Below are 14,606 nucleotides of genomic sequence, written 5' to 3' on the forward strand. Positions count from 1 at the left end.
AGAGTGAAGAGTGAAAAAATTTAATTTTAAGTTTTGAATTTTTAATTAAGCCTGCCTTCCGGGATTATATATTTTGTCTGACTAATCATAATCTTGGATTCCTGATGGAAGATGCAAGTTTCTTCTGCGTTATCTGCGTAATCCGCGGGAAATAAAAGGAAAGTGGAGAGATGAATAGGATTTAAAATTCAGAATGTAAAATAATTGTAGTCTACAGTCTATCGTCTAACATCTATTGTCTTAGAATGAAATTTCAGCAAAAACATACGCTTAAGCAAATCGCCACAATTCTTTCCTGTGACTATGTGGGAGATGAAGATTTTACGGTTGAAGGCATGAACGAAATTCACGTCGTGACGCCGGGCGATATAGTTTTTGTAGATCATCCAAAGTACTACGATAAAGCATTAAATTCCGCAGCGACAGTGATTCTTATTAATAAAGAAGTGGACTGTCCGGAAGGAAAAGCATTGCTAATTTCAGATGATCCTTTCAGGGATTTTAACAAACTCACCGATTATTTCCGGCCTTTTCAGAAGTCTGAAAAAAATATTTCTCCTTCAGCTAAAATCGGGGAGAATACCATTATTCAGCCGAATGTTTTTATAGGAAATAATGTTGTAATCGGCGATAATTGCCTTATTCATAGCAATGTTAGTATTTACGATAATGCAGTAATTGGTAATAATGTGACAATACATTCCGGAACTGTACTGGGAGGCGATGCATTTTACTACAAAAATCGGCCTGAAGGTTTTGATAAACTGAAATCGGGCGGAAGGGTCGTAATAAAAGACAACGTGGATATTGGTGCAAACTGCACGATAGACAAAGGAGTCACCGGAGATACCACGATTGGTGAAGGAACAAAACTGGATAATCTTATCCAGATTGGCCATGATACCGTTATCGGTAAAAAATGTCTTATTGCGTCGCAGGTAGGAATTGCCGGGGCTGTAATTATTGAAGATGAAGTTACCGTTTGGGGACAGGTAGGCATGCGTAGCGGAATAGTAGTTAAGAAAGGCGGGGTTTTAATGGGAAAGGCCGGTATCACTAAATCTACTCAGGAAGGAAAAACCTACACCGGAAATCCTGCTATGGAAGCCAGGGCCAAATTAAAAGAGTTGGCACTTTTACGACAATTACCTAACTTAATCGCTAAATTAAAACAGTAGCTATGAGTATACGGGGAAAGGAAATAATCGAGAAATTCTATGAATGTTTTTATAAAGATTCAGATGTGGAAAAGTACCTGCATCCAGATGCAGAACTAACCTGGAATAGTAGTACTGGCTTACGATTATTGAATTTTGAGGATATCTCGGCTTTTGGGGCAGAAATGGCCAGGTCTTATGAATCTTTACGACTGGAAGTAAGGGATATCATCATGGAAAAAGATCAGGTGGTTATTAATCTTACTTACCACGTAAACACTATTGAAAATCCCGAAGAGGAAATCCCACTGGCGCATTTTATGGCTATATGGGAAATCAGGGATAATAAATTATACAAAGGTCACCAAATTAGTCAGTTGGCTGATTAAGGAAAAAAACTTTTTACACGAATAATAGATTTCTGTTGAATTTTTCAGCAGGGATTTTTTTATGCCTGCAAAACACCCTCGTTATGTCCTTTAACTGGATGACGAAAATTGTCATTTTGCGAGTACGCTCATAAACTTTTCAATGTCTGTGTTCATTTTCAGATCCAAACCCATTCTGTTGCACAAACATCTATCAATAAACTTTCTAAAAGGCTTTAAACTTTATCTTTAAAAACTTACTTTTGTTATTCCAAAAAATCAATACATATTTATGAGCGTTTTAGTAAATAAAGATTCAAAAATAATCGTGCAGGGATTTACCGGAAGTGAAGGTACTTTTCATGCAGAGCAAATGATAGAATACGGAACAAATGTGGTAGGTGGTGTAACTCCGGGTAAAGGAGGCAGCAAACACCTGGACAGACCTGTTTTTAATACAGTTTCTGAAGCTGTGGAAAAAGTAGGGGCAGACGTTTCAATCATTTTTGTACCGCCGGCTTTTGCTGCAGATGCAATTATGGAATCAGCAGATGCAGGAATAAAAGTAATTATTACAATTACTGAAGGAATTCCGGTTGCCGATATGGTGAAAGCTTCAGAATATATAAAACATAAAGATTGCCGTTTGATTGGCCCTAACTGTCCCGGAGTAATCACTCCCGGAGAAGCAAAAGTAGGGATCATGCCCGGTTTTGTATTCAAAAAAGGAAAAGTAGGGATCGTTTCAAAATCTGGAACGCTTACTTATGAGGCAGCAGATCAGGTTGTAAAACAAGGTTTGGGAATTACTACAGCTATTGGAATTGGTGGAGATCCTATTATCGGAACTACCACAAAAGAGGCTGTGGAATTACTGATGAACGACGATGAAACAGAATGTATTGTAATGATTGGTGAGATTGGTGGACAGCTAGAAGCCGATGCAGCTAAATGGATTAAAGAAAACGGAAACAGAAAACCTGTTATAGGGTTTATAGCTGGTGAAACTGCACCTGCAGGAAGAACAATGGGCCACGCCGGAGCCATTGTTGGAGGTAGCGAAGATACTGCACAAGCTAAAAAAGCTATTTTAAAGGAGAACGGAATCCATGTTGTGGATTCTCCTGCTGAAATAGGTAAAAAAGTAGCTGAAGTTTTGAACGGATAAACTTCAAGTTTTATAGAATTAAATCCTCTTATTTCTGAAAATGATTTAAGAGGATTTTTTATTAATGTTATATTTATAGCTTATAAGATTGAAATAATATTTTTAATTTATTTCTTGATTCCTATGAATACTTTAGCAGAAATAAAATCGAAATTAGTTAAACACAGGCCTGTGCTTTTCCGAAAGTATGCCATTAAAAATTTGGCTATTTTTGGTTCCTATGCCCGCAATCAGCAAAAAGAAGATAGCGACCTCGATATTATGGTCGAATTTAAGGAGAACATTGGTATTAAAATTATAGATCTTGCTGAAGAAATAGAAGATTTGGTGGGTTTTAATATCGATTTGGTTTCCAGGAACGCCATTAAGGAGCGATATTTAAAACATATTGAACAAGATTTAATTGATGTCTAGCCGTGGTGAACTTTTACTGCCGAAAGATGTTTTTGAGGCTATTAAAAAATTCGAAATTGAAACAACAGGATTAAATTAAGCAATACATGAAATTATTAGAAGAAAAAAATGCGATAATTACAGGTGGAAGCCGCGGAATTGGTAGAGGAATAGCGAAAGTTTTTGCAGAACATGGTGCTAATGTTGCTTTTACTTATGCCTCTTCAGCACAAGCTGCCGAAGAGCTGGAAAAGGAATTATCCGGAATGGGAATCAAAGCCAAAGGATACAAATCCAATGCTGCCAGTTTTGAGGAAGCTCAGGAATTAATAAAAAATGTTGCTAAAGATTTTGGTGCCATAGACGTACTTGTTAATAACGCGGGGATTACCAAAGATAATTTGCTTATGCGAATGAGTGAAGAAGATTTTGACCAGGTAATCGAGGTGAACCTGAAGTCAATTTTTAATATGACAAAAGCCATTCAGCGTACCATGCTTAAGCAAAGAAGCGGCAGTATTATTAATATGAGTTCAGTGGTTGGAGTTAAAGGAAATGCCGGTCAGGCGAATTATGCGGCTTCCAAAGCGGGAATAATAGGTTTTTCGAAATCTATGGCTCTGGAACTTGGTTCAAGAAATATTCGCACTAACGTTATCGCGCCGGGATTCATTGAAACTGAAATGACCGAAAAACTGGACGAGAAAACTGTAGAGGGTTGGAGAGATTCCATTCCGCTAAAAAGAGGTGGTACACCGGAAGATATCGCCAACGCCTGCGTATTTTTAGGAAGCGACCTTAGTACTTATGTGACAGGACAGGTGCTGCATGTAAACGGCGGAATGCTAACTTAGGAGGTTAGAAATTAGAGGTGGGAAGTATAAAAATCAAGTTGGAAATAAGAAGTATGAGGTTGGAAATCCAGGATTAAGAAAACTTTTAGCTAGTTTTTTCGTTTTTAACCCTAAATCACATTTCTCAGACTTCATCAGTTTTTCACTTTTAACTTCTTACTTCTAACATCTAATCTCGTACTCCGTAGTTCTACCTTCTAACTTCGTATCTCATACCTCTTACTTCCAATGGTATTAAGCACTATATTATTTATAGCCCTGGCTGCGATCTTCGCGCTGGGGTTTGCTTTTTTTCAATATCTCTTTAGAAGTAAAAGAAGAACCCGGAATGTGTATATTTTCTTTGCTCTTAGGTTCCTGTCGGTTTTTGTGTTGCTGATTCTGCTTATTAATCCTGAAATGTCATCAACCACTTACAAAATCGTAAAACCAAACTTGGTTCTAGCAGTAGATGATTCGGAATCTATTGCACACCTGGATCAGGCAGATGCGGTGCGGGCGATCGTTCAGCAATTAGAGCAGAATGAGGAAATTCAGGAGCGGTTTAATTTGCAGCAAGTCAGTTTTGGAGAAAAGCTTTCTTCAGGCAGCGATCTAAAATTTAATGAGCCACAAACAGATATTTCAGCAGCTTTAAATCAGGTTGACAAATTGTACCGAAAGGAAAACACGGCTGTAATAATAATTTCAGATGGAAACCAGAGTATAGGCAGAGATTTTCAATATTTTAAAGTCCGCGATAATGTTGAAGTTTTTCCTGTGGTTGTTGGCGACACTGCGAAGTATGCAGATTTGCAATTATCGAACTTAAATGTAAATCGTTATGCTTTCCTGAATAATCGGTTTCCTGTAGAGGCTATCATCAACTACACCGGTGAAGAGAATATTTCTGCAAATTTCGTTATCCGCTCCGGAGAGAACGTGATTTATTCAGAAGAAGTAAAATTGAGTGATGTTCAAAATTCTGCAATTATCGGCACTACGTTACCTGCTTCGCAACTTGGCGTGCTTACTTATGAAGCGGAAATCATTCCGTTGGAAAATGAAAAAAATAAGATTAATAATGCGGAAAAATTTGCTGTAGAAGTTATAGATGAAAGGACGAATGTGCTTATTCTTTCGGCTATTGCGCATCCCGATCTTGGCGCTCTAAAGAAGTCAATCGAGTCGAATGAACAGCGGAAAGCTACAATTCAATATATAGATTCTGAAAATGTAGAACTACAAGATTTTCAGCTAACTATATTGTATCAACCAAATAATAGCTTTAAGATGGTAATCGATGAAATTCAGCAGGAAAATATTAATTATTTTCTGATTACCGGCACTAAAACCGACTGGAATTTCCTTAATTCCAATCAGGAGCAGTTTCAGAAAGATGCGTCTTTTCAGGATCAGGATGTTTTTCCTGTAGTAAATGAAAACTTTAATAAATTTCAGTTTGAAGATATCGGTTTTGTAGATTTTCCTCCTTTGCAGGGCAAGTTTGGCAGCATAGAACTTTTAAATAATTCATTTAATACACTTTTGTTTCAGCAAATAGAAGGAATAGAAACAGAACAACCTTTACTGGCTATTTCAGATAAAAATACTTCAAAACAAGGTGTTTTATTCGGTGAGAATATCTGGAATTGGCGTTCACAGTCCTACCTCGAAAATGACAATTTTCGGCAATTTGACGACTTTTTGAGTAAAGTAATTCAGAATTTATCTTCTAAGAAAAGGAGGGATCGCTTAACCGTGGATTATGAATCTTTTTACTACGGAAATAACAGCGTAACCATTTCTGCTCAATATTTTGATGAAAATTATGAGTTTGATCCACGTGCTAAAATAACAATTCAGCTAACCCACCAGGAAACTGAAGAAAATATCGAGGCTCCGCTACTGCTTCGGAACAATCAATACGAAGTTAATTTGGGGAATTTGAAAGCAGGAGAATATTCTTTTAAAGTGCAACCTGAAAATTCAACAATATCGGAAAACGGCAGCTTTACAATTATAGATTTTAATGTAGAGCAGCAATTTATTTCTGCAGATATAGAAAAACTTCAATTTTTAGCTGAAAACAATGACGCAACGCTGTATTTTCCGGATTTGACACAGAATTTAATTTCTGATCTTTTACAAGACAAGCGTTTTCTTCCTGTGCAGAAAAGCCGCGAAAAAACAGTACCTTTGATCGATTGGTATTTTCTACTGTTTCTGCTTGTTTTACTGCTCGCAGCGGAATGGTTTTACAGGAAATACTCCGGTTTAATCTAAAATTATCTTCGCTATGGAAAAAAGCTTAAAAAATCAGGTTGCATTGGTAACCGGAGCCAGCTCCGGACTTGGAAAAAGTGTCGCTATTTATCTTGCCAGGGCAGGAGCGAAAGTTGCAGTGAATTATCATAGCGACGAAGAAGGCGCAAATGATACTGTAGATACTATTAAAAAGGAAGGTGGCGAAGCTTTTGCACATCAGGCAGATGTTGGGGATGAAAAGGAAGTAGAGGGAATGTTTGAAAAAGTCTTTGATACTTATGAGAATTTGGATATCCTGATAAGTAATGCCGGCATCCAGAAAGATGCACCTTTGGACGAAATGACTTTAAAAGATTGGGAGCTTGTTATAAAGACCAATTTGACCGGAGCTTTTCTTTGTTCCAGGGCCGCGGTACGATATTTTTTGAAACGCGGAGTTGTAGAAGGGGTAAGCAAATCTGCCGGAAAAGTAGTTTTTATGAGTTCGGTTCATCAGGAAATTCCGTGGGCAGGCCATATAAATTATGCTGCAGCCAAAGGCGGGTTAACAGAATTTATGCGGACTCTTTCCCAGGAAGTGGCGAATAAGCAGATACGTGTGAACAGTGTCGCGCCCGGAGCTATAAAAACTTCTATTAATGAAGACGTCTGGAAGGATGAAAAACAGGTAAAAGAACTTTTAAAACTTATACCCTACAATAGATTGGGAGAACCCGAAGATGTTTCTGAAGTTGTGCTTTGGCTGGCTTCAGATAAATCTGAATATGTAAATGGTACTACCATTTTTGTGGATGGTGGTATGTCACTTTATCCCGGTTTTATCGGGAATGGTTAAACACAAAAACAAATAAATTAAATACAAGAATGGAAAGATTACCAAAAATTGCAATTCCGGCATTTATTGTTGCCGTATTTCTAATTATCCTCATTGCAAAATCTGCGGTTACCGTGGAGTCCGGAGAAGCCGGAGTTTTATATAAGACTTTTGGAGGCGGGGTTGTTACAGATGAACCTCCAATGAGTGAAGGTTTTCACATTGTGGCACCCTGGAACAAAGTTTTTATCTATGAAGTTCGCCAACAATCTCTAGATGAGAATATGCAGGTTTTGTCTTCCAATGGTCTGGAGATTAAATTGGATGCCTCAGTATGGTTTCAGCCGGAGTATAGTGCGTTGGGAAAACTTCATCAGGAAAAAGGAGAAGCTTACATCCAGCGTTTATTGCAACCTGCAGTGAGATCTGCAGCTCGTGCCGTAGTTGGTCGCTACAATCCGGAGCAGCTTTATGCCAGCAAAAGGGAAGCGATTCAAAAAGAAATTTTTGAAGAAACCAATATTTTACTGGCCGAACAATATGTTCAGGTGAATGAGGTGCTGGTAAGAGATGTTTCTTTACCTGAAACAATTAAAGATGCGATAGAGCGTAAATTAAGACAGGAACAGGAGTCCCTGGAGTATGAATTCCGGTTAACCAAAGCAGAGCAGGAAGCAGAGCGGCAGCGAATTGATGCTGAAGGTAAAGCTCGTGCAAACAGGATACTTAGTGAATCATTGACCGATAAGGTTCTACAGGAAAAAGGTATCCAGGCTACAGTTGAACTGGCTAAATCTGGTAATGCAAAAACAGTAATTATTGGTTCAGGAGAAAACGGATTGCCGCTAATACTTGGGAATAATTAAAAAACAATAGATAAAAATTGAAAAGCTGTTTTGCTTTTTAAAAATTATAGTTAGATTTGTGACAGTTATGAAAGCAAAGCAATTACATCATCATCATGTTTACTTCTACGCTTAGGCGAGGTAAGTTTGGTATGCTGTAGTTTTCACCATATTTCAAAACCCGTTTGAGCCACTCAGACGGGTTTTTTATTTTTAATATTGTTGAGTAATACTATTTAGAATTATAAAGGAATACTGAAACGGAAAAAGGAAAAAGAAAAATGAGTACAGAAAAACTTAGAATAGCAATACAAAAGTCCGGGCGACTTAACGAAGATTCCTTAAAAATATTAAAAGATGCAGGAGTTTCCATAGACAATGGAAAGGAACAGTTAAAAGCTTCAGCACGTAATTTTCCTTTGGAGGTGATGTACCTGCGAAATGGTGATATTCCGCAGTATTTAAGAGATGGCGTGGTAGATGCAGCCATTATTGGGGAGAATGTGCTTATCGAGAAAGGTAAGGATATTATTCGTGGAGAAAAACTTGGTTTTTCAAAATGCCGTGTTTCCCTGGCAGTGCCAAAATCTATGAAGTACAAAGGGCTTCAGGATCTTGACGGTAAAAAAATAGCTACTTCTTATCCAAATACGGTAAACGATTTTCTAAAGGAAAAAGGCATAACTGCAGATCTTCATATCATCAACGGTTCTGTGGAAATCGCACCGAATATAGGTCTTGCCGACGGAATTTGTGATATCGTTTCCAGCGGAAGTACGCTCTTCAAGAATAATCTGAAAGAAGTGGAAGTAATGCTGAAAAGTGAAGCCGTATTAGCGATCTCTCCGGAAATTTCTGAAGAACGAAAAGCTATTCTGGAAAAATTACAGTTTCGTTTTAAGTCTGTGCTGAATGCGCGCACTTCTAAATATATCCTGCTGAATGCTCCAAATGAAAATCTGGAAAAAATCATAAAATTGTTACCGGGAATGAGAAGCCCTACAGTCCTTCCTTTAGCTGAAGAAGGTTGGAGTTCTATACATACTGTGATTAATGAAGAACGCTTCTGGGAAGTTATTGATGAGCTGAAGAACAATGGGGCAGAAGGTATTTTAGTTGCGCCTATTGAGAAAATGGTGCTTTAATTTTTTGAAAGAGGAAACCATGAATAAAATATATAATCCTGCGGCTTCAGAATGGCTGGAACTTTTAAAAAGGCCCACCAGAACCGTAAATGACATTGAAGAAACGGTAAATAAAATTTTTGCTGAAGTTATTCAGGATGGCGATGCGGCTATAGAAAAGTACACGGAGACTTTTGATGGTTTTAAACCTGAAAATGTACGGGTTACTTCTATGGAAATTGATGATGCCTGTAACCAGGCTTCGCAGGAATTGAAAGATGCTATACACCTGGCATATGCCAATATCGAAAAATTTCATGCTGCTCAAAAAACAGAAAAAATTACTGTAGAAACTGTTGAAGGTGTCCAATGCTGGCAGGAAAAACGGCCAATTCAAAAGGTTGGCTTGTACATTCCGGGAGGTACCGCTCCGTTATTTTCGACAATCCTTATGCTCGCAATCCCGGCGGCAATTGCAGGATGTAAAGAAATTGTGCTTTGCACTCCGCCAAATAAAGAAGGTAGCGTAAATCCGGCAATTTTGTACACCGCGCACCTGTGCGGAGTGACAAAAATATTTAAGGTTGGGGGAATACAGGCGATTGCGGGAATGACATTCGGGACACAGACGATTCCGAAGATTTATAAAATTTTTGGCCCTGGAAATCAGTTTGTGACCGTGGCAAAACAGTTGGCCACAAAACATAATGTAGCCATTGACATGCCGGCGGGACCTTCCGAGTTGTTGGTAGTGGCAGATGAATCGGCTAATGCTGCTTTTGTAGCTTCAGATTTATTGAGCCAGGCAGAACATGGAGCTGATAGTCAGGTAATCCTGATTTCCACTTCAGAAAAGTTTATGGATGAAGTAGAAAAAGAAATTGAAAACCAGATAAAGGTGTTGCCGAGAAAGGAAATGGCAGAAAAAGCTATAGTAAATTCGAAGCTGATATTTGTTGAAGAGAAAGAAACAGCACTCGAAATCATCAATGAATACGGACCTGAACATTTTATTGTCTGCACGACAAATGATAATTTCTATGTCGAAAATGTGCAAAATGCGGGCTCGGTTTTTATAGGGAATTACACCCCTGAAAGTGCAGGGGATTATGCTTCGGGTACCAACCATACATTGCCAACAAATGGCTATGCAAAACAGTATAGCGGGGTGAACCTGGATAGTTTTATGAAGAGTATGACTTTTCAGAAAATTTCTGAAGAAGGAATTAAGAATATTGGACCTGCAATCGAATTAATGGCAGAAGCGGAAGGTTTGCAGGCGCATAAAAATGCTGTGAGTTTGAGGTTAATAGATTTGAATAAATAAATTGTCACCCTGAGCGAAGTCGAAGGGTTTTTGTTATGATTAAAAATTTCAACATAAATTCTTTAGTCCGGGAGAATGTAGCGGGGCTAAAACCGTATTCTTCGGCAAGGGACGAATACCAGAGTACAGGATCTGAAATGGTGTTTCTGGATGCCAATGAGAATCCTTTTCAGACAGATGTGAACCGGTATCCAGATCCGCAGCAGCGTAATTTGAAGTCGGAATTGGCTAAAATAAAAGGTGTAGATACATCAAATATACTTTTAGGCAATGGAAGTGATGAAGTGCTGGATCTGCTTTTCAGAGCTTTCTGTGAACCAGCAAAGGATAGTGTGATTACGTTGCCACCTACTTACGGCATGTATAAGGTTTTGGCAAATATCAATAATATCGAAAACAGGGAAATTCTGCTGACTCCCGATTTTGAACCTGATGTCGCCAAAATTCTGAAAGCAACAGATGAGCAGACAAAAATGATCTTTCTCTGTTCGCCAAATAACCCCACAGGGAATTCTTTTTCTGAAGAAAATATTACTGAAATCCTTCAGAATTTTAATGGACTCGTTGTGATAGACGAAGCGTATATAGATTTTTCAGCAAAGGAAAGTTGGCTGCTTCAGCTGAAAAAATATCCGAATCTGGTGATTACTCAAACTTTATCCAAAGCTTATGGAATGGCAGGAATAAGACTTGGGATTTGTTATGCTTCCGAAGAGATTATTCAGATTTTAAATAAAATAAAGCCACCTTATAACGTAAATGAACTTACGCAGCAAAGAGCGCTGGAGAGGGTGTTGAATCAGGATAAAGTAAATTCAGAAGTATCTGATATTCTTGGTGAAAGGCACCGTTTATTTAAAGAATTAGATGAAGTAAAATTTATCCAAAAAACATATAATTCTGATGCCAATTTTATCCTTCTGAAAGTAGATGATGCAACCCGCAGATATAATGAATTAATTTTAAAAGGGATAGTAATCAGGAATAGAACAACGCAGCCGCTTTGTGAAAATACACTGAGATTTACGGTAGGCACAAAAGATGAAAACGACAAATTAATCAAGGCTTTAAAGAGCCTTAAGCAACAATAAAAATGAAAAAGGTTTTGTTTATAGATCGTGACGGTACTTTAATTCACGAACCTGAAGATTACCAGATCGACAGTCTGGATAAGCTCGAATTTTATCCGGAGTCACTTTACTACCTTACCAAAATAGCTAAGGAACTGGATTATGAAATGGTGATGGTAACCAATCAGGATGGATTAGGAACAGATTCTTTTCCGGAGAGTGATTTCTGGCCCATTCAGAATTTTATCACTAAAACTTTAGCCAACGAAGGTATCAAATTTACCGATGCTCTTATTGACCGGACTTTTGCTAAGGATAATGCACATACACGAAAACCAAATACGGGATTGCTTAAGGAAAAATATCTGAATAATTTGGAATATGACCTCAAGAATTCCTTTATGATTGGCGACAGATTAACCGATATGGAATTTGCCCACAATTTTGAAGGTAAAGGTATATTTATTAATACGCATGAAGAGTTGGGTGCAGAGGAGCTAAAAAATGAAAAGAAGATCCTGGATAAATGCATAGCGCTTAAGACAGATAGTTGGAAAGAAATCTACGAATTTCTAAAGCTGAACGACCGTACGGCAGAGATTAGCCGTAAAACAAATGAGACCAATATTTTTATAAAACTTAACCTGGACGGCACCGGAAAATCCCAAATATCGACCGGAATTGCCTTTTTTGACCATATGCTGGATCAAATAGCGCGACATGGACAAATGGACCTTGTGGTAAAAGTTGAAGGAGATCTGGAAGTAGATGAGCATCACACCATTGAAGACACGGCGATAGCACTTGGAGAAGTCTATAGTAAAGCATTGGGAAATAAACTGGGGATAGAACGTTATGGCTTCTGTTTACCAATGGATGACTGCCTGGCACAGGTGGCGATTGACTTTGGCGGAAGGAACTGGCTGGTATGGGAAGCTGAATTTAATCGTGAAATGGTAGGTAAAATGCCTACAGAAATGTTTTATCATTTTTTCAAATCTTTTACTGATGGAGCAAAAGCAAACCTGAATGTAAAGGCTGAAGGTAATAACGAGCATCATAAAATAGAAGCGATATTTAAAGCTTTTGCCAAAGCCATTAAAATGGCAGTAAAGCGTGATGCTGAGAAAATGATTTTACCATCGACAAAAGGAATGTTATAACCAAGGTTCTAAATCGGCCATTTTCAGTAATTTTTATATTATGAGTGATAACAAATTAAAAAATGAACTTGAAGCACCCCCTTTGGGGGCTGGGGGGATAACTATTATAGATTACGGCGCGGGAAATATCCAGAGCATCAAGTTTGCTGTACAAAGACTTGGTTTTGAAGCGGTTCTTACCAGTGACGCAGAAGAAATACGTGCTGCCGATAAAGTAATTTTTCCGGGTGTGGGGGAAGCCAGCAGTGCCATGAAGATGCTGAAATCTACCGGACTTGAAAAAGTAATTCCGACTCTAAAACAGCCAGTGCTGGGAATTTGCCTGGGAATGCAGCTTATGTGCGATTACTGTGAGGAAGGGGATACCACCGGACTCGGAATTTTTGATGCGCAAGTAGTGAAATTTAATAACAAACTAAAGGTGCCGCAAATAGGATGGAATCATATTTTTGATCTTAAGTCAGAACTTTTTGAAGGAATAAACGAAAAAGAATATGTGTACCTCGTACATAGCTTTTATATTCCCGAATGTGAGGAAACTATAGCTTCTACTGAATACGGAGTGGAATACACCTCTGCCATTAAGAAAAATAACTTTTACGGAGTCCAGTTTCACCCGGAAAAAAGCAGCAATGCCGGGGAAAAGATTCTTCAGAATTTTCTGAAAATAGAAGGGTAATTAGAAATACGAAATTGGAGGTCGGATCAGAGTGAAAAGTGGAAAGAGGAAAGTTCAAATCAGGAATCAAAATTTTCAGATCTTGATAAAGAATAAAAATAGAGAATAAAGAATTATCTAACAGCGGAGCGGTCTAATATCTGGCAGCGAAGCGGTCTAACATCTAAAGAATGAGAATCATTCCAGCCATAGACATCATTGAAGGAAAGTGTGTAAGGCTCTCTAAAGGAGACTACAGCACGAAGAAAATATATAACGAGCATCCTCTTGAGGTGGCGAAGAAATTTGAAGCGCACGGGATTAAGTACCTGCATTTGGTAGATCTTGATGGTGCAAAATCAAAGCATATAGTGAACCATAAAATTTTGGAGGAAATTGCTTCCAAAACAAATTTAAAAGTAGATTTTGGCGGCGGATTAAAGTCAGATAAAGATTTGGAAATTGCTTTTGAATGTGGTGCAAATCAGGTTACGGGAGGAAGTATAGCGGTCAAAGATCCGGAGGTATTTAAGTCATGGTTACAAAAGTTTGGTTCTGAAAAGATTATTTTGGGAGCAGATGCCAATGAGGAAAAGGTGGCAATTAGCGGCTGGCAGGAAGAATCGGAGAAAGAGCTTATTCCGTTTATAAAGGAATATCAGCAGGAGGGAGTGAAGTACATCATTTGTACCGATATTTCCAAAGACGGAATGCTGGAAGGTCCGTCTTTTGAATTGTACCAGAGGATACTGGAGGAAACTTCGGAAACTGGCAACAAATTGAATCTAATCGCTTCCGGCGGAATTTCAACGTTTGCTGAGCTTCCGCGTTTAGCTGAAATCGGCTGTGAAGGAACAATTATAGGAAAAGCGATTTACGAAGGAAGAATTAGCCTGAAGCAGCTGGAAGAGTTTATTCTGAATCAACTATATTGATTTGAAAATTTGTAGATGTGGTAATTCGAAAATATGCTAATTGGGTATTAATTAAATAGCTAAAAAGTAGAATATACTGGATGATTTATTTAATTGTGCAAGGTTCTCTAAAAATAGTGTATAGCAAAATTATATCTTATTTTACAATCTAATTTTTACTTATCTTTGGCGTTAGTAACGTGAAACAAAATTATTTGTGATAAAATCATTTGCAGACAAAGAAGTTGACAAAATTTGGAACGGAACCCAATCAAGAAAACTTCCTGCTAATATCCAGAACGTTGCTAGAAGAAAACTAAGGATGATAAATAATGCTCAAAATATAAATGACTTAAGAACTCCACCAGCTAATCATTTGGAAAAGTTAAGTGGAAATTTAGAAGGTTTTTATAGCATTAGGATCAATAAACAATGGAGAATTATGTTTCAATGGGAAAACGATAATGCGTTTGAAGTTCAAGTTGTTGATTACCATTAAACCCA

15 protein-coding genes are annotated in these 14,606 nt (G+C 38.0%); all 15 read left to right on the forward strand.

What is annotated here, in order from left to right:
• Positions 1-245 precede the first annotated feature (245 nt).
• The 15 genes from RM545_RS08065 (at position 246) to RM545_RS08135 (ending at position 14,601) form a co-directional block, all read left to right on the forward strand.
• Entirely contained in the window at positions 246-1,178 is a 933-nt protein-coding gene (locus RM545_RS08065; RefSeq protein WP_311494810.1) for a UDP-3-O-(3-hydroxymyristoyl)glucosamine N-acyltransferase, read from the forward strand.
• Between the two features lie 2 nt (positions 1,179-1,180).
• Positions 1,181-1,546: a nuclear transport factor 2 family protein gene (locus RM545_RS08070; protein WP_311494811.1), complete on the forward strand. Its 366-nt coding sequence runs from the start codon at positions 1,181-1,183 to the stop codon at positions 1,544-1,546.
• Positions 1,547-1,817: 271 nt separating this feature from the next.
• The gene (gene sucD, locus RM545_RS08075) at positions 1,818-2,693 is read left to right on the forward strand and encodes a succinate--CoA ligase subunit alpha (protein WP_311494812.1); all 876 of its coding nucleotides are present in this window, start codon (positions 1,818-1,820) and stop codon (positions 2,691-2,693) included.
• 123 nt (positions 2,694-2,816) lie between these two features.
• Positions 2,817-3,107: a nucleotidyltransferase family protein gene (locus RM545_RS08080; protein ID WP_311494813.1), complete on the forward strand. Its 291-nt coding sequence runs from the start codon at positions 2,817-2,819 to the stop codon at positions 3,105-3,107.
• 86 nt (positions 3,108-3,193) lie between these two features.
• Complete coding sequence (fabG, locus tag RM545_RS08085; RefSeq protein WP_311494814.1) at positions 3,194-3,940, forward strand: 3-oxoacyl-[acyl-carrier-protein] reductase; 747 nt, start codon at positions 3,194-3,196, stop codon at positions 3,938-3,940.
• A gap of 228 nt (positions 3,941-4,168) precedes the next feature.
• Positions 4,169-6,205, forward strand: coding sequence for a vWA domain-containing protein (locus RM545_RS08090; RefSeq protein ID WP_311494815.1), 2,037 nt, complete (start codon positions 4,169-4,171; stop codon positions 6,203-6,205).
• A 13-nt stretch (positions 6,206-6,218) separates the two neighbouring features.
• Positions 6,219-7,022: a 3-oxoacyl-ACP reductase FabG gene (fabG, locus tag RM545_RS08095; protein WP_311494816.1), complete on the forward strand. Its 804-nt coding sequence runs from the start codon at positions 6,219-6,221 to the stop codon at positions 7,020-7,022.
• Positions 7,023-7,051: 29 nt separating this feature from the next.
• A complete protein-coding gene (locus tag RM545_RS08100; RefSeq protein ID WP_311494817.1) occupies positions 7,052-7,867 on the forward strand; it encodes a prohibitin family protein in 816 nt (271 codons plus the stop codon).
• A gap of 260 nt (positions 7,868-8,127) precedes the next feature.
• On the forward strand, positions 8,128-8,991 hold the full coding sequence (gene hisG, locus RM545_RS08105) for an ATP phosphoribosyltransferase (protein WP_311494818.1): 864 nt from the start codon (positions 8,128-8,130) through the stop codon (positions 8,989-8,991).
• Positions 8,992-9,010: 19 nt separating this feature from the next.
• Entirely contained in the window at positions 9,011-10,297 is a 1,287-nt protein-coding gene (hisD, locus tag RM545_RS08110; protein ID WP_311494819.1) for a histidinol dehydrogenase, read from the forward strand.
• Positions 10,298-10,332: 35 nt separating this feature from the next.
• A complete protein-coding gene (hisC, locus tag RM545_RS08115; protein WP_311494820.1) occupies positions 10,333-11,388 on the forward strand; it encodes a histidinol-phosphate transaminase in 1,056 nt (351 codons plus the stop codon).
• 2 nt (positions 11,389-11,390) lie between these two features.
• Positions 11,391-12,530: a bifunctional histidinol-phosphatase/imidazoleglycerol-phosphate dehydratase HisB gene (hisB, locus tag RM545_RS08120; protein WP_311494821.1), complete on the forward strand. Its 1,140-nt coding sequence runs from the start codon at positions 11,391-11,393 to the stop codon at positions 12,528-12,530.
• 40 nt (positions 12,531-12,570) lie between these two features.
• On the forward strand, positions 12,571-13,209 hold the full coding sequence (gene hisH, locus RM545_RS08125) for an imidazole glycerol phosphate synthase subunit HisH (RefSeq protein WP_311494822.1): 639 nt from the start codon (positions 12,571-12,573) through the stop codon (positions 13,207-13,209).
• A gap of 170 nt (positions 13,210-13,379) precedes the next feature.
• Positions 13,380-14,123, forward strand: coding sequence for a 1-(5-phosphoribosyl)-5-[(5-phosphoribosylamino)methylideneamino]imidazole-4-carboxamide isomerase (gene hisA / locus RM545_RS08130; protein WP_311494823.1), 744 nt, complete (start codon positions 13,380-13,382; stop codon positions 14,121-14,123).
• A gap of 196 nt (positions 14,124-14,319) precedes the next feature.
• Positions 14,320-14,601, forward strand: coding sequence for a type II toxin-antitoxin system RelE/ParE family toxin (locus RM545_RS08135; protein ID WP_311494824.1), 282 nt, complete (start codon positions 14,320-14,322; stop codon positions 14,599-14,601).
• Positions 14,602-14,606 lie beyond the last annotated feature (5 nt).

The sequence above is a fragment of the Autumnicola lenta genome (assembly GCF_031846515.1).
Classification (GTDB): domain Bacteria; phylum Bacteroidota; class Bacteroidia; order Flavobacteriales; family Flavobacteriaceae; genus Autumnicola; species Autumnicola lenta.

Excerpts from the sequence above, each read along its gene's own strand:
- hisH (WP_311494822.1), top strand. The coding sequence starts at position 12,571 with ATGAGTGATAACAAATTAAAAAATGAACTTGAAGCACCCCCTTTGGGG.
- hisD (WP_311494819.1), top strand. The coding sequence starts at position 9,011 with ATGAATAAAATATATAATCCTGCGGCTTCAGAATGGCTGGAACTTTTA.
- RM545_RS08070 (WP_311494811.1), top strand. The coding sequence starts at position 1,181 with ATGAGTATACGGGGAAAGGAAATAATCGAGAAATTCTATGAATGTTTT.
- sucD (WP_311494812.1), top strand. The coding sequence starts at position 1,818 with ATGAGCGTTTTAGTAAATAAAGATTCAAAAATAATCGTGCAGGGATTT.
- hisG (WP_311494818.1), top strand. The coding sequence starts at position 8,128 with ATGAGTACAGAAAAACTTAGAATAGCAATACAAAAGTCCGGGCGACTT.
- hisB (WP_311494821.1), top strand. The coding sequence starts at position 11,391 with ATGAAAAAGGTTTTGTTTATAGATCGTGACGGTACTTTAATTCACGAA.
- RM545_RS08065 (WP_311494810.1), top strand. The coding sequence starts at position 246 with ATGAAATTTCAGCAAAAACATACGCTTAAGCAAATCGCCACAATTCTT.
- fabG (WP_311494816.1), top strand. The coding sequence starts at position 6,219 with ATGGAAAAAAGCTTAAAAAATCAGGTTGCATTGGTAACCGGAGCCAGC.
- RM545_RS08100 (WP_311494817.1), top strand. The coding sequence starts at position 7,052 with ATGGAAAGATTACCAAAAATTGCAATTCCGGCATTTATTGTTGCCGTA.
- RM545_RS08090 (WP_311494815.1), top strand. The coding sequence starts at position 4,169 with ATGGTATTAAGCACTATATTATTTATAGCCCTGGCTGCGATCTTCGCG.
- hisC (WP_311494820.1), top strand. The coding sequence starts at position 10,333 with ATGATTAAAAATTTCAACATAAATTCTTTAGTCCGGGAGAATGTAGCG.
- RM545_RS08080 (WP_311494813.1), top strand. The coding sequence starts at position 2,817 with ATGAATACTTTAGCAGAAATAAAATCGAAATTAGTTAAACACAGGCCT.
- fabG (WP_311494814.1), top strand. The coding sequence starts at position 3,194 with ATGAAATTATTAGAAGAAAAAAATGCGATAATTACAGGTGGAAGCCGC.
- hisA (WP_311494823.1), top strand. The coding sequence starts at position 13,380 with ATGAGAATCATTCCAGCCATAGACATCATTGAAGGAAAGTGTGTAAGG.